Source organism: Dyadobacter sp. 22481, assembly GCF_052044875.1.
Lineage (GTDB): Bacteria > Bacteroidota > Bacteroidia > Cytophagales > Spirosomataceae > Dyadobacter > Dyadobacter endophyticus.
Genome location: NZ_JBQENV010000001.1, coordinates 2,442,100 through 2,464,072 on the forward strand (window position 1 = coordinate 2,442,100; position 21,973 = coordinate 2,464,072).

The window sequence follows — 21,973 nt, forward strand, 5'->3', positions numbered from 1 at the left end:
TCTATGAGCGAAGATTCGGATCAGATCACAATTGTTTTCAAGAGTAACCGGGAGAGCATCCCCGGAACACTGAACCTGTGCCTAAACCACATCCAGCAAAACGTAAGCCGATCACTGCTTGACGAAGATCTGATGGCCAAGATCAAATGGGTGATCATAGAACTGCTCACCAACGCGGTGAAGCATTCAGGCGAGCGGGAATCTGTGCTCAGAATCGGCCTGACGGCCGATGGAGTGGTTCTTCAAAAGGAAGATTATGGCAAGCCACTTGCACTCGTGGGGCATCACAAGAAAAAGATCATGTGGCCACTGCAGGAAATGGTGCGGCCAGTGGATTTTCCTATCTACCACAATGGTATGGATTCACTCTGCGTGCGCACCGACGAGCGGGGCCGGGCCATATTCTTCATCGAAGAGCTTGCCGAACTGGAAATGCCCGCATTGCTCTCCGATACCAGCGAGCATTTTGGGCTGCTTATCATGACAAAAGCTTCTGACGAGTTCGCCTACGAATACGAACAAGACACCGGTATCAACCGGTTTATCAGCACATTCTACTTCACCCAACCACTTACATGAAACACCGCTTCGAAGTACTGGACATTTTTCGGGGCTTGTTCGCATCGCTTGTGTTCCTGTTCCATCTGGGCCCATTTGCCAACACCCCCATACTGAACAACCGCTTCGTCGAGAATTCGGACATGTTTGTGGATTTCTTCTTTGTTCTAAGCGGATTTGTAATCGCTTACAGTTACCAGTCGTTGGCCGACTGGGCGCAGTTCAGGCTATTTCTCAAAAAACGCGTCTACCGCATTTACCCGCTTCATTTCGTGATGTTGATAGCATTTGCAGGGATGGAAGTGGCTAAGAATATGCTCAGCCCCTACATCAAGGTCAACAACCTGGTGAACCCGGCGAACAACGTCTATACTTTCTTCACCTCGATTTTCCTGGTCAATTCCACCCCGGTACCGGGCGTGAAGGATGTCAGCTGGAATATTCCCAGTTGGTCGATCAGTGCGGAAATGATGGCTTACCTGGTTTTCGGTAGTCTGCTTGTATACATTCATCAAACCCGACAATTCCGGGCCCGCAACGCCTGGTATGGTCTGATGATCATCCTCTCGCTTGCAGCACTCTGGTCTGTTTCCAGCAGTTTTCAAATCAATTACAGCTTTGATTATGGGTTTCTGAGAGGGATTCTGGGCTTTTTTACCGGGGTACTTTGCTTCAATCTATTCAGTAACACACATGTGCAGGTGCGTGAATGGTCTCCCGCATTGTTTTCAGTCATAGAAATCCTATCGCTGCTCCTTATCGTTCTCTGCATTTATAACGGCGAGATTATGAAGCCTTGGGGCGCTGTATTTGAAATACTTTTCTTCATCTGCATTTACACATTTTCCTATGAAAAAGGCATTATTTCAAAGGGGCTGAAAAGCGTAAAACTGCTGCATAAGCTGGGCCAGTACTCCTACTCTATTTACATGACGCACGCGTTGCTGATCAGTCTTTTCAATGTATTGTTCATCCGAATAATCAAATTCCCGCCGGAAGCTTACTCGTACCTGTTCATTTTGAATTTCATACTGATCTACTTTGTCTCGTCGTGGACCTACAAATACATCGAAATGCGGTTTCAATACAAATCACCCAAAAAAGTGCAGGAAGCAGAAGTAGTCCGCAAATAATGACGGTCTGGCGGTCCCGCGGCACTGCGATCCGGCGGCCGGCGGTCAGGGGTGGATCACCTCTTCGAGGTGATAATGTATGATATCCGCAATGGCATCTATGCGGTTTTCCCAGGTGTTTTCTGCGGCGATTGTCACGCGGCTTTTGCGCTTGGCGGTGCTGTCGGTCTGCAATTCATGATTGATAGCCAGAGAAAAGCTTTCGGAATCTTCACAGAACGTCACCGCACCTTTGGTAAACTCCATTAGATCAGGATTAAAGTCGGTTGACACTACCGGCTTGCCAGCACCAAGGTATTCGAAAAGTTTGAGCGGGAAAATGCTGCTGCTAACTTCATTCTTTTTAAACGGGATCAGCGCCACATCGAACCCTTTGATCACCGCAGGCATATACTGATAATCGATCGGGCCGGGAAAATAGACGTTTCCGGCAGCAAAGATCCAATCGGGCACAAACTCTCTGGATACCGGGCCCACGAATACGAAGCTCTTGTCGGGATTGGCCAGTATTACTTTTCTCAGCAAATCATAATCCATCCGGTGATCGATAGCGCCCAAGTAACCGATCACGGGCTTTTTCAATGCGGCAATAACGGGGTACACCGGTAAATCAGGGTTCAATGCTTTGCTGCTATGGCCCAGATCTGCGGCATTGGCCACAAAATAAGTGTGCGGGTTTCGCTTTTTTCTTTCCTCATTCAATTGCTTGCTGCTGCAAATCACCACATCGCTCTGTTTCACCAGAATCTCCTCCGCCACAACGCCGTGCCTCCGGTTGAATGGCAACACTGCCTGGTCAAGGCAATGATACACTTTCAGCTTAGGCGTCAGGCCTTCGGTGAGGGTCGGATAATGAAAATTAAAGGAATTGATGAAAATATAATCCCTGATCTTATAGGTTTTCAGAATGCCTTTCAGCTTGGTACGGATCAATAACTCATTGAACTTTAATACAGTTCGAAACAGCCAGTTCTCCGGAAGAAAGTTTGCAGACAATCGTATCGGCGGGATAATCACTTTCAGGCCAGGCAGGTCGGTTTCGACCAGCGAATGGCTGGTAAAGGAGAAATGCCCTTCACGCGACCGGTATCCAGCTGTTTTGCGCAACTTGAAAAATTCGCGAAGCGTCACTGGGTCCTCGATATAATAAACTTGATTCTCCCGCGCGAGCAGTTTGGCGATAGTGTAGCTGGTAGACTCGTTGGGTGCGTCAAACCGGGCAAATCCAAAAATCAAAATCTGATTTCCTTTCAGTTTCATTGGCAAAGCATCTTCATGAGCTCTCATCAGATAGGGCGCCTCCTTTGTTTGTCCAGTAATTTAATACTTTTTACAAGTCCCACTGCTAGTAGCTGCCAAGCCGGCCTTAAAAAAGCGATATTCACTGATGCGCCTTATTAACCCTCAGCTTCCCCCACCAGATCTTGACCAGACCGACCGCCTCGGCATAACCGGTTGTAAAAACGCTCAGAATAGAGAAAGGCTCGAAGCGGTTAAGGCCCCAGTAGCCTATGGCCACGCCGATGAGTGTTGGCACTACACCGGCGATCGCGACACCGTAGACGCTACCGGTTATGTAAATAGCCGTTACGGAGGCAACAACGCTGCCGGCCAGCATGATCAGCACCTTGATGAAATTGATTTTAGGCTGATGGATCACATCGAGTGTCAATGCAAAAAAGCGGTCGAGCGGGTATAGAAGCGCAAATGTCATATACAGTCGCATAATATTCGCTGCTTCTGATTCTATATACTTTTCACCGCCTATGATGTGGATGGCCACGTCGGCCAGGATCACCGCGCCAATACAGGCCGGCAACAGCGCTATGGTGATCAAACCTGCGTAGCGTTTCATGGTTTCGATCACTTTCGGCCGGTTGCCTTCGTTATAGGCAGCCGAGAGTTCGGGCATCCCCGTAGCGGCGAAACTCCTAAGGGGTATTTCAATAATCTCCATCAGCCGCTGACCGAGGTTGAAAACCGCCAATGCGGCAGGTCCAAGCATGAAGTTGATAATCATCGTATTGGAAGTACCGAAGAGATTGGAACTCAATGTGGTACCGACCGAGAACTTACCAAAATGAAAGATTTCCTTGATGCACTCAGTGGTACGGTCCCTGAAATTACCGAGCCTGGCCCAGCCCATGACGATGGTGAAAATGCTCGTCAGCGCAGCACCGCCCAGATAGGCGTAGATGATATTTTGCAGATTTGCGGTGTGGGTAAAGGCCATAACCATCACAAAAAGGATGAAAAAGCCCTGGCTCAGGAAACGGATGCATAAGAGCTGATCGAACCGCTGCTCGGCCTGCACCACGCAGGAAGCGATAAAATAAGGCAATGAAGCAACATATATTATGCCAAACCACTCCACAAACAGCACGACGGATGGATTCTTAAACCAATCCGAGAATAGAAACGCCGGAATATTGATCAGCGCAAGAATGCCCGTGATCGCCCCGCCGATAAACCAGGCCGAACCCACGACCTCGCGCTTCCGTGCTGCACTCGCACCTGCATAGAACTTGATAAATGCCGTTGTAAGAAAGCCGGACCGGAAAGTATCAACCAGCAGTAATATTGACAAAAAGAATACCCACATCCCAATACTTGCCACAGGCAATGCCCGGTACAGGATGATCATGTTCAGCATCCCAAGCACGGACATAATGCCGTTTCCGGCCAGCGAAAGAAAATGTTTGTTCCTTAATTTTTGTAAAAGCTGAAAGGCCATCAGGTTGTAGGCTGTATATTATGGTAACCACGAACTACGTCCACGGATTATTAAACTATTTACCGATGTTGGTACCAAACGCAATATGCGAAGTAATTTTACAATATTTTTGCACAAAGCAGGATTATTGTTTTAACTTTCCTCCCTCTGCCCGCTACAAGGGCTTGTTTGACTGTAAAGATGTACAAAACCTACCGATTGCCAGAATATGAGTTTATTGGGCTTACCTAAATGGATTCTGCCACACCTTTTTACAAACAAGCGTTTCGAAGATCTCACCGAGGGCGAGATTCAGGTTTTGCGCAGCCGCATCAACCGTTTCCGAGAGGAAGCACCCGAGGTATCGGTCGTGATCCCGGCCTGGAACGAAGAGAACAATATATACCGGACGCTTTCCTCGCTTTCGGCCAGCATTACCAATTACAAGGTCGAGATCGTTGTTGTCAACAATAATTCGACCGACGGCACCCAGAAAGTGCTCGACACGCTGGGCGTACGAAACTACCTGCAAACTGTCCAGGGCACACCATTCGCCCGGCAAATGGGCCTCGACCAGGCCCGTGGCAAATACCACCTCTGCGCCGATTCTGACACCTTCTACCCACCCGACTGGATTGACCTGATGGTGGAGCCGATGGCAAAAAACGCTGGCATCACCGGCGTTTACGGCAATTACGCATTCATTCCGCCCACCGGGCAAGGCCGGTTAGGTCTGTGGCTATACGAGCAATTCGCCGGGCTGATGATCCGCATCCGGAAGAAGAACCGGGAATACCTCAATGTGTACGGCTTTAATATGGGCTTTGTGACCGACGTTGGCCGAAGAACGGGCGGTTTCCGAGTTAGCGGCTCACGGGTGTATGCCAATATCGTCGGCAGCGATTTCCAAAATGAGGCCGAAGATGGCCGGATGGCACTGAACCTGAAGAAGGAGGGCGAACTGAGACAGGTTACCAGCTCCAAAGCCACGGTTTTCACCTCACCTCGCCGCTTGCTCGACGACGGCAGCATTTCCAGGGCTTTTTTTAATCGGGCCAAGCGACAGTTGCAAGGCATGCGCGACTATCTCTAATAATTTATGATGCAGCACCATTTTCCCGATACCACCTTACTGATCACCCATTACAACCGTAGCGGATCGCTCGAACGGCTGCTTGCCACATTTGAATCGCTTGGCTGCCAGTTTGCGGAGATAGTCGTTTCGGATGACGGCAGCAAACCCGAGCACCTGGAAAAAGTAACATCGCTCATTAATCGCTTCAATTTCCGGCTCATTACCACACCGAAAAACCGCGGGCTGGGCCATAACATCAATAAGGGCCAGGATGCGGTGCGATCCGAATACACCCTGTACGTTCAGGAGGATTTTCAGCCTTCCGAGATTTTCCCCGTCCATTTCCAAGACGCCCTCACTTTTATGCGAGAGGACCCAAAATGGGACATCGTTCGATTTTACGCCTATTTTGCCTACCCTACCCTGATGCCCTTTAAAAAAGGATACTCGCAAATGGTGTACCGGTTCTGGGATATGGACCATTTGAAATTTTACTATTACAGCGACCATCCGCATTTGCGGCGCAGCTCGTTCTTTTCAAAGTTCGGCCGCTACCCGGAGGGGATCAAAGGCGATCTGACAGAATACAAAATGGCTGTCAGTTTTTTACAGCATAAAGGGAAGGGGCTGTTTTTTAACGATTTCACTAAACTGTTTTATCAAAAAAACTCTTCCGATGAGCCGAGTACCATGGAGCGCGCAGACTGGAAACTGAGCGAGAATCCGCTGATCAAACTTGCACGGCTGACGTACCTGCGCTATCGCTGGCTAAAAAATACGCTCGACTTGGTTTTCATGAAATAGACTGCCTACATGAACAAGGAATACTACTTCGGGGAGGTGACGCTGCTCATTACCCATTACAACCGGAGCCAGTCGCTGGAACAGTTGCTCCGTTCGTTTGAAGCCCTGGGCTGTCGGTTCGGCGACATCGTCGTGTCCGACGACGGAAGCAAACCTGAACATATCGATTACCTGCTTCAATTGCAGAAAAAGCATGAGTTCAGGCTTATTACCACGCCTCAGAACAGGGGTTTGGGCAACAATATCAATAAGGGCCAGGATGCCGTGCAGACGCCGCTAACACTTTATGTGCAGGAGGACTTCACCCCAACCATCATTTTCCCGGAAAGCTTCACGCACGCGCTGGACATTATGCGGGAAAAACCTGGCATCGATGTGGTTCGGTTCTACGCCTATTTCGAATATCCCTGCCTGCGCAACCCCGAGCACGGCTATTACGAAATGGATTTTAAACTCTGGAAACCGGGTTATCGTAAGTTTTACGCTTACAGCGACCACCCGCACCTGCGCAGGAGCAATTTTTTTAGCAAGTTCGGAAGATATGTCGAAGGCCAGAAAGGCGATGTGACCGAGTACCAGATGATGATGTCGTTCCTGAAAAACAATGGCAAAGCCTATTTTTACAAGGACTTCACCGGTCTGTTTGTCCAAAAGAATTCCGAGGCCGAGCCCAGTACAATGAAAAGGAATATCTGGCGGGAAAGTGATAGCTTTCTACTCACGCAAATGAGGCACATTTACCGACATCTGAAATTTAATTTTGATTACCTGACCTGAATATAGTCTCCGTTTATTCCGATCTTGGTGCCATCAAATCCAATGTTTCCGCCCCTGAGATATGCCGACCCATGCAAAAAATGACTCATTCAGATGGTATTACGCGAGCATTTACCTGGGACTGGCCCTGATCTTCGGTTCTCAGTACTTTACCTACAAAAACGTCCGTGACCTCTCGCTGAACAACGAGCGCCTGAACGTTACGATCGGTGTGTTGAACCAGACAGCCAATTTCGGCCTGGTGACAAAAGACTTTCAGTCAAATATGCGTGGCTATCTGATCTCGCAGAACAAGGAGCTGCTGACCGATAACTACAACAAAAAAATCCAGCTCGTAGGTATTACCGACACGCTCTTCAATCTGGTCAAGACCGATGAGATTCAGACCCGGCGTGTCAAAGACTTGCTTGAAATATCCAGTCAGATCGTAGCATACTCGCAAAATGTGATCAGTATTTATCGCATACAAGGAAGCCAGCAGGCATTTACCAAAATACAGGAAGGTGAAGGGATCAGGCTCAACAACTTACTGACACGTAAGATCAATGAAATCGAGGACTATGAAAACCATAATATGGACCAGCGGAGAAAGCTGGTATCGGCTACCCAGCAGAACTCGGTCCTGTTCATACTACTTACGGGGGCAGTCGGGTTCATCCTTACGATCCTTTCCATCGTGTTTCTGAATCTTGACAAACGCAAGCAGCGGCTGCTTCAAAAAGAGATCAATGAAAGAGAGCGAACAGTGAGCCAGTACCTCGAAGCAATCCCGGACGGGGTGATGGTTATCAATAATGAACAAAAAATAGAGGTTCTTAATCAATCAGGACGGGAAATCCTGGGCGTAGCCGGCGAAAGGCCAGAGACACTCGACGAGCAGGTGAAACGCATTAAACTGCTTGACCCGACCCGTTATCACGTCCGTTTTTCGGCCGACACATTGCCGGTGGCACGCGCTTTACAAGGGGAAAAACTAACGGGCAACAAAATCGACCTGGTTAAAAATGACAAGATATACCACCTGGAAACAAACGTGCAGCCGGTAATCGGCCTGGACGGTCAGATAAAAAGCGCTATTACGGTTTTCAGGGATATTACCGAACGTGCGAATTATGAAGCGACGCTGGAAAAAGCGCGGATACTGGCCGAAAAGTCCGTGCGTGTGAAGGATATCTTCCTTTCTAATGTCAGCCATGAGATCAGAACGCCCTTGAATGCGATCATCGGATTTACCAACCTGTTGCTGGGCGAGGTCACCGAACAGAAAAGTCTTGAATATGTTGGCTACATTCAATATGCGGGTAAAAACCTGCTCGAACTAATCAACGACATCCTTGATTTCTCCAAGATCGAAGCCGGCCAGGTACATCTGGAAAAAACGCCGGTCCCGATCCGCGAGCTCGTCGATTCGATATCGGCCATCATCCACCACCGCGCTGTCGAAAAAGGCATTGATTATGAAGTTTTACTAAAAGAAGGCTTACCCGAATACATCGAAACTGACAAGCTGCGGCTTACTCAGATATTGCTGAATGTATGCGGGAACGCCGTCAAATTCACCGAACGCGGCAGTGTGAAACTGCGCATAGAACAGATAGGCGAGCCGGTTAACGATATTCAGAACATTCGTTTTGAAGTAATAGACACCGGCATCGGCATCCCGAAGGATAAGCTCAAAGAGGTTTTTAACCGTTTTGTGCAAGCCACCGAAAGTACTACCCGGGTATTTGGCGGAACGGGCTTGGGACTAAGCATTGTAAAATCGCTCGTACATCTTTTTGAAGGCACACTAAACCTGGAAAGTGAGCTGGGCAAGGGAACTGTTTTCACCATGGACTTCCCCTTCAGGATCGTGAAGGAGGCCGATCTACTGGAAGATATTGAAAAAGATATAGATATCAACGCATCGGTAACTTCGCTGCGAATCCTCGCGGCGGAAGACAACTCACTTAATCAAAAGCTGTTAAAGGCCATTTTCGAGCGGCTGAATATCAGTTTGATCGTCGTAAACAATGGGCAGGAAGCACTCGACAGGCTGCGCGAAGAAACCTTTGACATGGTTTTAATGGACATTCAAATGCCTGTTATGGATGGCTATACAGCTATTAAGGAGATCCGCCGGACGATTTCGGGTACCATTCCGATCATCACAATGACCGCGCATGCGATGGTGGGCGAGAAAGAAGAATGCCTGAGTATTGGCGCCAACAGCTATATTTCGAAACCTTTTAAAGAAAGTGAACTTTTATATACCATTGCACACCTTGGAAACAAAGAGAATTACGAAGCACCGCAGTCCCCAAACAGTACTCAGCAACCTCCACCAACTAAAATGACAGATACAATACTGAATCTCGACTATCTCTCTGAAATCACCGGAGGTGATCAGGAACTGCGCAACGAACTGATCGCGCTCTTCGACAAAGACAGCAAGTTGCAGCTCGCCAGTATCGGCGAGGCAGCTGCCGCCAGCGACCTTGAACGGCTCCGCCAGGCAATTCACAAATTCCGCTCATCGCTGTTTTCGGTAGGATTGCTCAACACCGCCAATCAGTATAAAGAGCTTGAAGCGACGCTGAAACAAGGAAAATGGACCAGCGAACTGAACCAGAAGCTGGTAGATTTGAAGGAGGAGGCCGAAGCAGGCTTGGTTCAGCTCAAAAAACTGTAATTAATTCAAAGCCATCACCGGTCCGCTGCGGCCTGGTCGATGGCCTTGTATATCTCTTCCACGCTATTTTCCCAGGTATGCGAGCTGGCAAAAGACCGTCTGGCTGCAGTCCGCACGTCCGAATCTTCGGCCAGTGCAAGGTCGATCAGCCTGACGTAATCTTCTTTTCCTTTACCGAGATATACATGGTCTGCAAACACACTCATTGCGTCGGTCGCCGTAGCTACAACGGGCTTGCCAACAGCCAGGTATTCGTCGATCTTCCTCGGGTAGTTGCCAATTGTGACCTCGTTGAGCAATTGCGGGTTCACGCACACATCAAATGCGTTGATGTAGGCAGGCAGTTCAGTAATATTGCGAGAACCGGTAAAAGTCACATTCGAAAGCTTGTGCAGGCTGCTTTGTAAAAACTCGTTGTCCTGCGGGCCCACCAGCACGATATTCCAGTCGGGCCGGCAATGGGCAATGTATTCGAGCAGTTCCATATCCAACCGGATACTTTGCAGCGCACCTACGTACCCGATACGCGGGCGAGCGATCGCGCCGATGTCGGCAGGCTCCGGGGCCTGGTTGCCGGCCATGAAAATATCCAGGTCGCAGCCCTGGCCCACGTAGAATGAACGCGGGTTGAATTTGGCGCAATAGTCGGCCAGATAAGTCGAATTGGCTACGCAAAGGTCGCTTTTGGCAATCAGGCTCGGTTCTAGGCGGGCTCCGTGCTTGCGCCAGTAATCCACTGCCAGCATATAATCACGCGAGTAGTAAATGGATAGCCTCGGTTTGAGCAGGTCTTTCAGAAAAAAGCTCCTGAACATGTCATTGTCATTGAAATGAATATAGTCGGTAAAGCCAAGCCGCTTGGCGGCACGGGCAATCGATCCGGCAAAGAGCTGGTTATTCCTTTTGTTTAAAATATCGAAAAGCATTTCCGGCAGCCAGTTGATCGATTCGATCATCTTATCGGGATAGAGCACCCATAGATTCTTTTGTACTTCTTCCAGGCCGTCGGCTTTGCCATGAACCACCTTCCTGCGTTTCACAATTTTAGGGTCATCGCCATTTTTGAGCAGCGAGATTCGGTCCAGAGGAGAATTGACATACAACACCCTGTGGTTCTTACTGAATTCCAGGGCGATATTCTTGCAGTTACTCCCGATTTCTACATCCCAGGCCTGTTGTCCTGTAATGACAATATCCATATTGCAGTAGCTAATGCGTGGGTTTTAATATCCCCACCTCGTTGAGATTCGCTTATTTATGATTGATGGTCCTTCATTTGCCGATCGAGCGCTGCGATCACTTCCGGAAACCGGGACAGATCAAACTTACGCGCAAAAAGTTTGCCCGATGACAACATCCGGCCAAGGTCTTCGCCCGTGAGTACTCTCGGGCTCGGCTCGCCTTTCGACCAGTCAATATACCTCAAATTATCGTTCACCAATGAAGGGCGGAATGGCGAATTGTACAAAATAGTTTGAAATACAATCTCATCCGGGGCCCATGTATGTTTAAAAAAACGGACAACCTTTGGATGCTCGTCCAGATATTGCAGCAAATAGCGAACTGCATCCATCGTCAGGCTCATCCACTGCGAGCGTCCTACCGGTTCTAGTCCGGCGGGCATCCTGCGGGCTGGGAATAGCTTGTTGACCCATTTTTGAACCAGATATTTTCCCGGAAATTTGTAATTGGTAAAGTCATATTGGGTCAATCTCGGGATTGCCTCTGCCCATTCATGGTAGACAGGGTAGTATTCCATGAAGTTTTCTCCTGTATTCCTGGCAAAAAAATCATGGATTTCCGATGGCGCTCGCAATGGGTAATCAGTCCCACTGAGCAGGTTCACATAGCCAAAATCAATCCCCGAGTCTACGGCCGCTTTGAAGCCACGGATTGTAGCTTCCACGATACTATATGCGCCCCATCCAACATCTACGCGGTCGGCTATCACGGTAATCCGCTCTCTGTTTTGCAAGAATGAGAATGCGTCCAGGTCGGCTTTTCGATCGATATGGACAAAAAACCATGCGTGCTTATCTTCGAGCGCGCCGATGAGCTTCGAGAGTTGGACCGGTGCTGCGTGCGCGAGAATCAAATGGGCGACCTTCATAGCTTATATCTTCTCTTTCTGCTCTCGTTCGTCGAGCATGCGGGTAATGTTTATGATAGCTGCTGCCAGGTAAAAATAGATATTGGACGGAAATTGCACGAGCGCTTCTTGCGGATAATTGCCTACATTATAGGCAAATACAACCAATAACATAGCCAGGCAGTATGTTTTCAGCTCCGGATTTTGGATCAGAAAATAGTTGTTGATACCCTCCCTTAGGATAAAAAACATCAACAGGCAGAACAAGAACAAGCCGACCCAGCCTAGCTCGACAGCGATGCGGACATACCCGCTATCGGGTGGAAAGTTGGCAAGATAAGATTGCGGCGCAAACCGCTGCCCCCAAGCGCCGGTAGCACCAAGCCCCCCACCGATCGGATGCGTGAGAATGTAGGGTTGAATCCGTTTTTGGTTGTTCTTACGTGCCTGAAACGATATATCGTCGTTCGGCTTAAAGGCCGTCTGGAACCGAACAATGTTTGAATTGCTGGTAGGAACAAATATCAGGAATAAGAAAAACAGCGCCGCGATGCCCGAAAAGATGATTACTTGCCTGTTGATCCGCAAAATCACAAACAATATCATTGCCGCGGGGATAAGTACATACGCACCTCGTGTACCCGAAAAAAGCATTGACGAAAAAAATAATGCAACCATCAGCATGAGCACAATTTTCTGCCAGATTTTCTTCACAAACGTGAGTAATGCGATGCAGATAATACTGCTTACCACCATATTATAGGAGAATGCGACAGGATCGGAAAAGATCGAAAACTTGCGCCAGTGACCAGCAATAAAAAGCAAATCCGCAACGCCCTCAGAATTCAGCCAGGCGTCCTCAGCGGCGGAGAAACCAATGTATTCCTGCTTGTAGGCATACAATGCAGCGAATAGCGCAAGTCCGAGCCAGAGTTTGAGCAAAAACCGCAGAAAGTGAACCGTGCGGATCTGATACATGAATACAAAGTAGGTCAGCATCACGATCGCAACCGCGCGGATAGTGTATACCCACGCGAGCCGGGATTCGGCCGCAGGGTTGGCAACCTGAATAAGGTTGAAAACAATCCAGATCAGGATCATCACACTGATGGGCCCCTTAAACGCCTTCCAGTCGGGCCGGCGCTTCTGATGAATGAAGAAACCCAGGATCAGCAGCCCCTGAACACCGTCCATCACTGTCCCGAGCGGGAAATTCACACCTAGCCTACCAATAAAGAATAGCAAGTAGGCAAACATCAATAGCACGGTGATGCCAAATTCGGGAAATGCCACGATGCAGTACACCGCTGGTGGGCCAAACATCAGCGCCAGAATACCCACTCCGGCAATAATCCCCTGATAGGCGATAAGTGCGCCCAATACCAGCGAAATGAGCAACAGAATCACTAGCCCGGCCAGTTTACGATCGAAGAGGGCACGCACTCTTTCGATGCGGCTCAGCCCCTGGCTACTTTTCCCCGGAATGGCAATCTCAATTTCTTTCACTAAAAGAACAGAATTTTAAAAAACCAGATGAATGTGCTCACTAACGCCAGCAGCAATGCAGCCTGACGTATTTTTTGCTGTATGGGGGTAAGCGCATCGAAGCTCCGTTTTTGCTCGCTGACCTTTTTTTCTGGATAAATCTTCATATTAGTAAAATTTAGCCCTGCGTTTTGTTTTCCTGGCGTGTGGCCACCGAAATCTTGTTCGCCCGTCCTGCATTGACCAGCGCCGTGAGCTGGTAGAACATGAATCTTGGGATATTGATCAGCGATTGATAAATCTTAGAGTCGGTGGGCGAGCTTTTTAGTGATATATAAAAACCGAGCACGAAAACGATCAGCCCTATCAGCCATACCAGCGACATTACCGGGGCGATCAGCAAGTTGATCAGCATAAAAAATACCGAGAGCAGCAGGAAAATGAACAATGGCGGCCGCAACAGCACCAGCCCGAAAAGAATCTGATTGAGGCTGAAACGGGTAATGCCTTTGAACAAAATTTTAAATCCATAACCAAAGTATTTAAACCAGGTATTGATCCACCGGGCGCGCTGCTTTACCAGTTGGTCGGAACCGGTTGTTTTTTCGTCATAGACAACTGCCTTTTCGGCAAATGCAATGCGATAGCCACGGCTTACGATGCCATCTTGCAAAACTTTATCGAAACCGGCACCGGTCACATCCAGATGTCCGAGCACTTTTTCATACAATCCGGTGCTGAACGCCATCCCCGAGCCCGCCAGCGTCGCTGAGGAACCTGCGCCAAACAATACTTTTCCATCGAAAAAATGATAATAAATATCGCGGGCGGCATCAAGACAGGCGTAGGTGGTATCCAAATTTTTGGCTTCACGCACGCCCTGGACAGCTTCGTAACCCTGATTGAAATACCTGTTCAACTCATTCAGATACTCGGGATCAGTCAGATTGTCGCTGTCGATGATGGTCAGATGCGTGTGCGGGCGGATGAAACGACGGATTGCATAGAAGTGCGACCGCGTGTTGCTCCCCAGAACCTGCTCGGGACGAAGCAATGCCACTTTATCCGCAGGAAAATGCAGGTTACTGATGTCGCATTTATCGGCGACAACGTAAATGTGAAAGCGGTCGTAGTTCAGCTGCAGCAGTGAGCCTACTACCGCAGGCAACTGCGCGGTGTATTCGTAGGCTGTCACGATTATCCCGTAATCCAGTAGCGGCTGACTGTCAGGCGCCGCGCCACGGGATACGACTGCCTTTCTCAGTCCATAGATCAGCAGCAGAAATACGGGAAACACCAGGTTATACCCAATTCCTGCCTGAATCGCCAGTCCTATCCATTCGATGATTTTCATGCTTCCACGGGTTTAGCCACCCTGCCGGCCTGTTCGGGGATGCTTTCGGTGTTGGTCAGCACCCAGCCAGCAAATTTGCCGTTCAAACTGTCCAGGTACTGTATTTTGGATTGATCTTCGGAGCCAATCGAGCGTCCCGCCGCAAACACTGAAACAACCAAGTCCGAGAATCTTACCCATTCTTTTGCCCGGTTCATCGCCCGAAGGGAGTCGGTTTCAATGAGTATAATATCGAATCGGGTCTTCAATGCCAGCAAACGCTCACTGATCACTTTTTCGTCGGCCAGTTCCAGCACCGAAATGTCACCCGTCTTTGCACCAAGAATGCTGATCTGCCCCGGCGTTGCTTCGGGCAGGTTGTTGGATTTGACAAAATTTTCAAACGGAGTACTGTCCGGGTTCAGTTTTGAAATATCAGGTTGACTGAAATTGCCGTCGATAATAAGTACAGTTTTGTTGATCTTCGAAAATGCCCAGGCTAACGCGATCACAAACGGGGTTTTGCCTACCCCGTAACCCAGACTGGTTACGGCGATAACCTTGGGATCGCCCATTTCGTTGTCCAGCTCATAACGGATCGATCGAACCAGGTTTTTGTAAAGGCGCACGGCCTTGTCCTCCGATGCATTCATACCCGAAAGGCTCAGGTTCGAGTCTTTTTCCAGCGCATTTAAATACCCCAGCACCGGCTTACCTGTCTCGTTTGCCAGTTGCAACGGGTAGCGAATGGATTTGTCCAGATAATACAGAATAAAGAAAACAAACACGCAGAATGTGAAGCTGATCACCCCGGAAAGGATCACAAGCACCATCTTCTTGGAGGCTTGCACCTCGCCTGGCATGGCGCGCTCGATCAGCCGCAGGTAAACAGGAAAGCTGAATTCGAGGCTGGCCTCGTTGTAGCGCTGCAGCGCTTCGATATATTCCTTGCTGGCAATATCGATCGAGGTCTCATATTCCTGGATCTTGGCCTCATTGGGCACGAGCCCGTCGAACTTACGGTTCAGGCGGTCCAGCTCCCCCTGAATCGAGGCCACACTGTTTTTGGCTAACTCCAGCGATATTTCCATGCCCAGTTTCTGCGTCACCAGATCCTGCTTGACCACCATCGGATTGTAGGCGTACTTGTCCGAAGCCTCATTGATTTCCTCTGAAAGCCGGCTTCTAAGCGAATCCAGGCTGAATTTGATCCGATTATCGAAGTTGCTCAGAATGTAGCGCTCATTTAGGGCTTTCAAATTGCTCTTGGTGGCTATGATCTTCTGGTTGATGTCTGTCAAGGCACTCTCGAAGTACTTGCGCTCGGTGGGGTTGAAGCGCCGGTCGATATTGCCGATAGCAGCCGTGTAGGCAATGATGTCCTTCTGTGCTATCTGGCGTCGGGTTTCAAAATCGGCCATCTGCCCGTAAATGCTCTTTGCCTGCTCGTTCAGATTCAATACGCGGTTCTGGATCTTGAAATTTTTCAGTGTGTTCATCCTCGCATTCAGTGCGTTGAGCTTTTGCATCATGAAGCTCTGAAGAAAATCGATTGTCTTCTTGTTATTGCCCACCACACGCAAGGAATTGTCAGAAATAAACTCCTGCGCCAGCGTGTTGATCACGTACGCAGACAGTTCGGGATGCTCCGCTTCGTATTGGATATCGATGTAATCACCTACCCCGGTGCGGTAAATGGTAAGCTTTTCACGAAGAGTGTTCGCGCCATAACCCATGTCCACGATGATATCATTGAGCTTTTTTTCTTCCGGCTTCGACAAGAGGAGTTCCTCGTGCTTTTGATATTTCTGGGTGATGAGCGCGATGGCTTTCGCCTTGTCAGCCTTGCTCATTTCTTCCAGCGTGTGCACCGGCTCACGCCAGGTCGAGTCTTTCAATCCTTTCAAATCGTTGAGGATTAACCGGTAAGAAACCTGATCAAGCGTCCTTTTCAGACGCATCACCTGAATCAGGCTCTCAAACTTACGTGCGATCTGCTGGTCCTGCTCGTCTCTGGCGCGGGTCACCACCTGATCGGTTTTGTCGACCAACCCTGTCGCAATACGAGCATGGGATTCGTAGGTATCCGGTAACCGTCTGACAAGGAAGTAGCAGACAATAACTGTGATCAACGGAACCAGGATCAGGGTAATTTTATTCCTCTGCAGCAATCTTAGAAACTGTACAACCTCGGTCATTTGATATCTTCTAATTTTTGTCCTACTAATTCTTCCAGGCTGCTTTTGGCAACCAGTACCTCGCTTTCTGAATTCAACAGGTTCTGCGCGTGGTCGGTTTGCATGATCAGCACCTGGTTATACTTTTCCAATGTCTCCTGGCCCATCTCGAAGCGCTTCTTCACATTGGTGAGCATACTTTCGACGTCCAGCGACGCGTTCGAGCGTACACGGTACACCGCTTTTTTCTGGATGTAGGTGAAATACCTCTTCTTGACTTCCGCTTCCATATTCAGGTCAAACGACTGCTTATCGTACTCGGCCGAAGCCAGTTCACTCCTAGCCTGCTTGACCATGGCAGGTTTTTGAAGGATCGCACCGATGTTGACAAAGAAGCCAAACTGATAGGTGAATGGGAACGATGCAGATACAGGAGCTCCGTTGTTTTTGGGATTATACAAATAGGAGAAATTGAAAATATCGAAGTACGAAAGCTTTGCCTTTTTGACGCCGCTCTCAGCGGCCTCGACATGCGCCTGGTACATCTTGATTTTGGGATAATTGGCTCTGCAGATTGCTATCAGCTTGTCCAGGTAGGCGTAATCCAGGTCTTTGCTAAGAGTTTCCTGGGCGCGGGCACCTTGGATGGTAAAAAAAAACAGAAGCCCCAAAAGGGTAAATTTTATTGGCATATCAGGGTACAATATTTATTTAAATCACTTTTGCTTGATTTTGAAGCGATGCGAAATACTTTTGGTAAAAATATTACTACATCTCACTAATCTAGGCAAAATGTCGTTATCCGACCAAATTCGGAACAGTCCGGGACTGAAAAAATTTGTCCACTGGATGCTGATACCAACCGATCAGGCCCGTCCAAGGCTTTGGGTCCGGGTGTTTTTGAACCGTTTCTTTCATCAAAAGGGCAAAAATGTCATCGTCCGCCGGTGGGTAAGGATGGACGTGCTGCCTTTCAATCCGTTTTCGATCGGCGACAATTCGATGATCGAGGATTTCAGCACAATCAACAATGGTGTGGGGGCAGTGCATATTGGAGCCAACTCGCTGGTCGGTCTCGGAAATGTTATTATCGGTCCGGTCACGATCGGCAATGATGTGATCCTTGCTCAGCATATTGTTGCCAGCGGTTTGAACCACAATTATCAGGATATTCAGCAACCGATTCATAAACAAGGCGTAAGCGTTGCACCTATTGTTATTGAAGACGAATGCTGGATCGGCGCAAATGCCGTGGTTACCGCCGGTGTCACGATCGGCCGGCATTCGGTGGTTGCTGCCGGCGCGGTTGTTACCAAAGATATACCGCCCTATTCGGTCGCTGTGGGAAATCCAGCGCGCATCATTAAAAAATACGATCCCGAATACAACGATTGGGTTAAGACGTCCTGACATACCGTTTGCCCCGTCACACATTCTCCGACTGCAACAGCGCCGGGAACGTTTTCAGGATGATTTCCATATCCATTTTAAAGGAAAATTCCCGGGCGTAAGTGATGTCGAGCTGCGTACGTTCTTCTTCGGTCATATCGGTCTTGCCTTTTCCGCGTTTGGTGACCTGCCACAATCCGGTTAGGCCGGCCGGGCCTGCAAAACGCAGAATTTTGTCATCGGTAGTCATTTTTTCAGCTTCATACAAAGGCAGCGGACGGTTACCTACCAGCGACATATCGCCTTTGAGGATGTTGATCAGTTGGGGGAGCTCATCGATGCTGGAATTTCTTAGAAAACTACCCAGGCGCGTAATGCGCGGGTCGTTCTGAAATTTCATAAAAGCGGCCTTCTGTTCCTTCTGGAAGTGGTAAAGCTTTTCGCAGATTTCTTTACCATCGTGGAATAGCAGGCTTTTGCATTGGTTTCCGGCAAGGCATTCGTCGCAAAGCCCATGTGTCTCGATCTGCGCGACAGGCTCAGCCTTGGAGTACATATTCAATGCGGCCATTTTCCGGATCAGTTGATCGGCATCCGTACGCATGGTCCTGAATTTGTACAGGTCAAAAATTTTGTAGCCGCTTCCTACCCTTTTAGATTTGTAAAAAACGGGCCCTTTGGAATCCAGCTTAATCAGGATGGCCACGATGATAAACACGGGTAACAAAAGGATCACCGCCGTGCCGGTAGTAACAATGTCGATCGTGCGTTTCCAAACCGGTGTTTTGTGTCCTTGAGAACCAATTTTCTGCGACGCTTTGCTGGCCACATACCATTGCCGTTTTTTGAAATATTTGATGCGGGTGATCAGATCGCCATCATCGAAATTCACAGAAAAAACATCGTCTGCTTGCTTATTACGTGCAAGATCAATGGCCTGGCGGGAGAGTCTGTCAACCAGCAGCACAAATGGTATGTTACCAAACCCGGCGCTTTTACGGATCGTGTCGAGCAGCTCAATACCGCCGCTTCCGTCGTGGGCCACGATCACGTCTGTGGGAAAGTTTTCTCTTAGTGCTTCCAGTGCGCCACCAGGTGTATCAAAATACTCCACTTGAAGGTAGTCGGCAAAGCGCTCGGCAAACCTGAGGTATTCCTGAAAGTTGTTATGAACAAAAATAACCCTGAACTGGGCAACGTAGGTCTTGCCTGCCGTTACCGTTTCTGTCGTTGTGCCGGCCAGTTCCATGATATCAACGTCGTTTAAGAGAAGCGTTTACTGCGCCGCAAAACGGCGTTGATCTTGGCGTGCACCTCCATGGGGTTGAACGGCTTGACCATGAAGTCGTCGGCGCCCAAGTTGAGGCACTGGATGCGCTCGCTGCTTTCGTCGGAACCCGACAGTATAATTACAGGTATTTCCGAATAAAGGTTGCTAGCCTTCGCTACCTTCAAAAACTCTTTACCGCTCAGGTTGGGCATATGAAGGTCTGCGATGATCAAATCGGCTTGATTCCCTTCTTCCAGCCACAGCATTCCTTCGGAGCCGTCGCTTTTGATCACCACATTGAAGTCTTTTTTAAGAAAATGTTCCAGTATCTTGGTAATGCTGGGTTCGTCGTCTATAATCAACAGATTCCTTCTATTGTCCATAGGTTGAGTATAAAAATGCAATTATTCGTTGTAGTACTGTAAAAAAAATGGCAAATAATTATTTCGTAAGATTAGTCATAATACTTGCTGTATAAAATTTAAGCCAGAAAATTGCAGATTTCATCTGTGCATCACCCCGAACCGGATCGAAAACGGTCATCAAGCGAATAGGAGTAGAAATTACAAATTCAAATTGGTAACATATCAAGAGAAGGGTAATTAAGAGCTTGTAGTAAAATTAACTACTGCGGCGTAGACAACAAAAAATAACCGCCCCATTTTAGAAAAATTTTAAAATTACTTCTACAAGTCACCACATAACCGTCTGATTTGGATGGGATTATTGCTTTTGCCGGAACCACAGTTGTATTTCCCCCACAGAAGTAACAGGCATTCCGTTGGCACGTGCGGGTGCCCAGGCGGGACCGTTGCTAATAATACGAATGGCATCTTTTTGAAGTTCCTGAGGCCCCTTGGCCACAATGCCGGACAAGGTGCCCGAAGAACTGACGATAAATGTCACCACAATTTGACCAGTTGTAGAAGCAGAGCCCGTGTTTTTATCGAGATAAGCACGGTAGGATGCCCACCCCGCCGCCGGAATGGGCGCCAGCGTGTCGGCAGGCACTACGATGTTATCAGTTTTCTTATCGCCAGCGACCGGTTTGGAGGCTAGCAGCTCCTGCCTGGCATACTGTTTATTTATTTCTTCTGATTTTTTCGAGATTGTGTGCCAGGATGAGGGCTCGGTTTTTACCCTCCCTGCCATCGATTTCGCCACAGCCTGCACCGATCCTGGCGCAGCCAACGCTTTGGCGAGCTGCGGAGGTGCCTGGGCTATTGCTGTTTCAGCCTGGAACGAATCCGCCAATGCGGTATCGATTGCTTCCAGCCCGGCTTCCTGCCGAGCCTTCTCATCTGCCAGAACGAAAGGTGCCAATGCAATTTCAGGCTTTGGCAAAGTCTGGGGAGCTTGTTTGGGCTGGCTTGCGGGAACTGGTTTAGTAGGAATTGAAGTATTTGGACCGGTTGGGGCCGGAGCGGCTGATTCGAGTGGTTTGTCGAGCTTTATGGGCGTAGGAAGGGTTACTTGTTCAGACGTGGATGATGTTGTTTCTTCCTGCTTTACAGCAACCGCAGATTTTTGTATAGCAACTTTTTTATCATACAAAAACATATTCCAATAAACGAACAGAACCAGTAATACCGAAGCAGCCGAGGCGTAGGCCCACAGCGGTAATGCATTTCTGCGCGCGTGCGCCATACGTGTGTGCAAACGCTCGCGCAGGTCGGCACGTACGCCTGTCACCTCCGCATGCTGTGCCCGCCAGGCCAGGAAACCTTCATAGGCTTCCGCTACCAGCGGCTCGGCCAGCACCCTTCCTTCCAGCGAGCGCTGTTCTGCTGAGGACATTTCACCACCGCAATAGCGCTCGAAATCGTCGAAATCCGGTATGAGGTCGTTAGTAGCTGCCATTGTTTTCAATGCAGATTTTCAGTTTCCGCTTTCCATTCTGGATATAACTTTTCACTTTACCCATTTCAAAACCGGTCTCTCCGGCAATGTCACGGTAGCATTTGTTCTGCAAATAAAACAGCTCGATACTGATTCGCTGCTCGCTTACCAGCTTTTGAAGGCATTCATCTAATGCATTGAGCTGCCCATCCAATGCCAATGTGTCCTCATCATACAGCGCCCCGATCTGCAATTCCTGTTCCCGGTCGTCCACAGATTCGGCGCCTACGGTAATCCGGGATACTCGCAGCTTCATCAGGCAATGGTTCCGCGCTACGCTATGCAGCCAGCTCTTAAAGTTTGAAACTTCGTGCTGCTTCAAATCGGCTACCAGCTTTTCAAATATCTGCATGACAGCGTCTTTGCTCTCATCTTCATCCCGCAAATACTGGAAGCACACCCCGAAAACCATATCCATGTAAGGCTCGTACAATGCTCCCAGCACGGCAACATCGCCATTGCGCCGGTACGCAGCAAGCCCTTCGGCCTCTGGAACCGGTTCTTTGACCTTGCCCTGAAAGAATTTCAAAAACTTCACGTGTGCCCTGGGAAATGTTTTCCGGCCTTCCGGTTACTGGATGCGGTTTAGTCAAAATTCCA

General features: G+C 48.8%; 20 protein-coding genes. 7 read left to right on the top strand and 13 right to left on the bottom strand.

The annotated features are described in order from the left end of the window. Window positions 1-3 precede the first annotated feature (3 nt). Both ACTJJJ_RS09585 and ACTJJJ_RS09590 read left to right on the top strand, forming a co-directional pair. Entirely contained in the window at window positions 4-579 is a 576-nt protein-coding gene (locus ACTJJJ_RS09585; RefSeq protein ID WP_426293975.1) for an ATP-binding protein, read from the top strand. Next, the gene (locus ACTJJJ_RS09590; protein ID WP_426293974.1) at window positions 576-1,691 is read left to right on the top strand and encodes an acyltransferase family protein; all 1,116 of its coding nucleotides are present in this window, start codon (window positions 576-578) and stop codon (window positions 1,689-1,691) included. Before ACTJJJ_RS09585 ends, ACTJJJ_RS09590 begins: the two co-directional genes overlap by 4 nt. Window positions 1,692-1,736: 45 nt before the next feature. On the opposite strand, the gene ACTJJJ_RS09595 is transcribed toward ACTJJJ_RS09590, so the two are convergent. Together ACTJJJ_RS09595 and ACTJJJ_RS09600 are read right to left on the bottom strand one after the other, a co-directional pair. Further along, window positions 1,737-2,951 carry a glycosyltransferase family protein gene (locus tag ACTJJJ_RS09595; RefSeq protein ID WP_426293973.1) on the bottom strand — a complete coding sequence of 405 codons (1,215 nt, stop codon included), beginning with the start codon at window positions 2,949-2,951 and terminating at the stop codon, window positions 1,737-1,739. 121 nt (window positions 2,952-3,072) lie between these two features. Then, window positions 3,073-4,425: a lipopolysaccharide biosynthesis protein gene (locus ACTJJJ_RS09600; RefSeq protein ID WP_188928216.1), complete on the bottom strand. Its 1,353-nt coding sequence runs from the start codon at window positions 4,423-4,425 to the stop codon at window positions 3,073-3,075. 208 nt (window positions 4,426-4,633) lie between these two features. On the opposite strand from ACTJJJ_RS09600, the gene ACTJJJ_RS09605 reads away from it, so the two are divergent. The 4 genes from ACTJJJ_RS09605 (at window position 4,634) to ACTJJJ_RS09620 (ending at window position 9,731) form a co-directional block, all read left to right on the top strand. Further along, the gene (locus tag ACTJJJ_RS09605; RefSeq protein WP_426293972.1) at window positions 4,634-5,497 is read left to right on the top strand and encodes a glycosyltransferase family 2 protein; all 864 of its coding nucleotides are present in this window, start codon (window positions 4,634-4,636) and stop codon (window positions 5,495-5,497) included. 9 nt (window positions 5,498-5,506) lie between these two features. Continuing rightward, complete coding sequence (locus ACTJJJ_RS09610; RefSeq protein WP_188932072.1) at window positions 5,507-6,283, top strand: glycosyltransferase; 777 nt, start codon at window positions 5,507-5,509, stop codon at window positions 6,281-6,283. 9 nt (window positions 6,284-6,292) lie between these two features. Continuing rightward, window positions 6,293-7,060, top strand: coding sequence for a glycosyltransferase family 2 protein (locus tag ACTJJJ_RS09615; protein ID WP_188928212.1), 768 nt, complete (start codon window positions 6,293-6,295; stop codon window positions 7,058-7,060). 61 nt (window positions 7,061-7,121) lie between these two features. Beyond that, window positions 7,122-9,731, top strand: a complete 2,610-nt coding sequence (locus tag ACTJJJ_RS09620; protein WP_426293971.1) for an ATP-binding protein — start codon at window positions 7,122-7,124, stop codon at window positions 9,729-9,731. 14 nt (window positions 9,732-9,745) lie between these two features. Here the strand turns inward: ACTJJJ_RS09620 and ACTJJJ_RS09625 are convergent, their stop codons facing one another. From ACTJJJ_RS09625 to ACTJJJ_RS09655, 7 genes are read right to left on the bottom strand one after another with little or no spacing between them, the layout of a single operon-like run. Then, a complete protein-coding gene (locus tag ACTJJJ_RS09625) occupies window positions 9,746-10,930 on the bottom strand; it encodes a glycosyltransferase (RefSeq protein WP_426293970.1) in 1,185 nt (394 codons plus the stop codon). Window positions 10,931-10,986: 56 nt separating this feature from the next. Next, window positions 10,987-11,841: a beta-1,6-N-acetylglucosaminyltransferase gene (locus ACTJJJ_RS09630; RefSeq protein ID WP_426293969.1), complete on the bottom strand. Its 855-nt coding sequence runs from the start codon at window positions 11,839-11,841 to the stop codon at window positions 10,987-10,989. Between the two features lie 3 nt (window positions 11,842-11,844). Continuing rightward, complete coding sequence (locus ACTJJJ_RS09635) at window positions 11,845-13,326, bottom strand: O-antigen ligase family protein (RefSeq protein WP_426293968.1); 1,482 nt, start codon at window positions 13,324-13,326, stop codon at window positions 11,845-11,847. Next, complete coding sequence (locus tag ACTJJJ_RS09640) at window positions 13,326-13,472, bottom strand: hypothetical protein (RefSeq protein ID WP_188928202.1); 147 nt, start codon at window positions 13,470-13,472, stop codon at window positions 13,326-13,328. Before ACTJJJ_RS09640 ends, ACTJJJ_RS09635 begins: the two co-directional genes overlap by 1 nt. 11 nt (window positions 13,473-13,483) lie before the next feature. Next, window positions 13,484-14,659 (bottom strand): glycosyltransferase, encoded by a 1,176-nt coding sequence (locus ACTJJJ_RS09645; RefSeq protein WP_188928200.1) that lies wholly within the window; start codon window positions 14,657-14,659, stop codon window positions 13,484-13,486. After that, window positions 14,656-16,836 (bottom strand): exopolysaccharide transport family protein, encoded by a 2,181-nt coding sequence (locus tag ACTJJJ_RS09650; protein WP_426293967.1) that lies wholly within the window; start codon window positions 16,834-16,836, stop codon window positions 14,656-14,658. Before ACTJJJ_RS09650 ends, ACTJJJ_RS09645 begins: the two co-directional genes overlap by 4 nt. Next, window positions 16,833-17,507, bottom strand: a complete 675-nt coding sequence (locus ACTJJJ_RS09655) for a TolC family protein (protein WP_188928196.1) — start codon at window positions 17,505-17,507, stop codon at window positions 16,833-16,835. Before ACTJJJ_RS09655 ends, ACTJJJ_RS09650 begins: the two co-directional genes overlap by 4 nt. A 100-nt stretch (window positions 17,508-17,607) precedes the next feature. Here ACTJJJ_RS09655 and ACTJJJ_RS09660 point away from each other — a divergent pair, with 100 nt between their 5' ends. Beyond that, the gene (locus ACTJJJ_RS09660) at window positions 17,608-18,225 is read left to right on the top strand and encodes an acyltransferase (RefSeq protein ID WP_188928195.1); all 618 of its coding nucleotides are present in this window, start codon (window positions 17,608-17,610) and stop codon (window positions 18,223-18,225) included. A gap of 16 nt (window positions 18,226-18,241) precedes the next feature. Here ACTJJJ_RS09660 and ACTJJJ_RS09665 read toward each other — a convergent pair whose 3' ends face one another. The 4 genes from ACTJJJ_RS09665 to ACTJJJ_RS09680 form a co-directional block, all read right to left on the bottom strand. Further along, on the bottom strand, window positions 18,242-19,453 hold the full coding sequence (locus tag ACTJJJ_RS09665) for a sugar transferase (protein WP_188928193.1): 1,212 nt from the start codon (window positions 19,451-19,453) through the stop codon (window positions 18,242-18,244). Between the two features lie 14 nt (window positions 19,454-19,467). Beyond that, window positions 19,468-19,857, bottom strand: coding sequence for a response regulator transcription factor (locus ACTJJJ_RS09670; protein WP_188928191.1), 390 nt, complete (start codon window positions 19,855-19,857; stop codon window positions 19,468-19,470). 340 nt (window positions 19,858-20,197) lie between these two features. Next, entirely contained in the window at window positions 20,198-21,334 is a 1,137-nt protein-coding gene (locus ACTJJJ_RS09675) for an energy transducer TonB (RefSeq protein ID WP_426293966.1), read from the bottom strand. Further along, on the bottom strand, window positions 21,321-21,911 hold the full coding sequence (locus ACTJJJ_RS09680) for an RNA polymerase sigma factor (protein ID WP_440701706.1): 591 nt from the start codon (window positions 21,909-21,911) through the stop codon (window positions 21,321-21,323). The genes ACTJJJ_RS09675 and ACTJJJ_RS09680 overlap by 14 nt, the downstream gene beginning before the upstream one ends. Window positions 21,912-21,973: the final 62 nt, after the last annotated feature.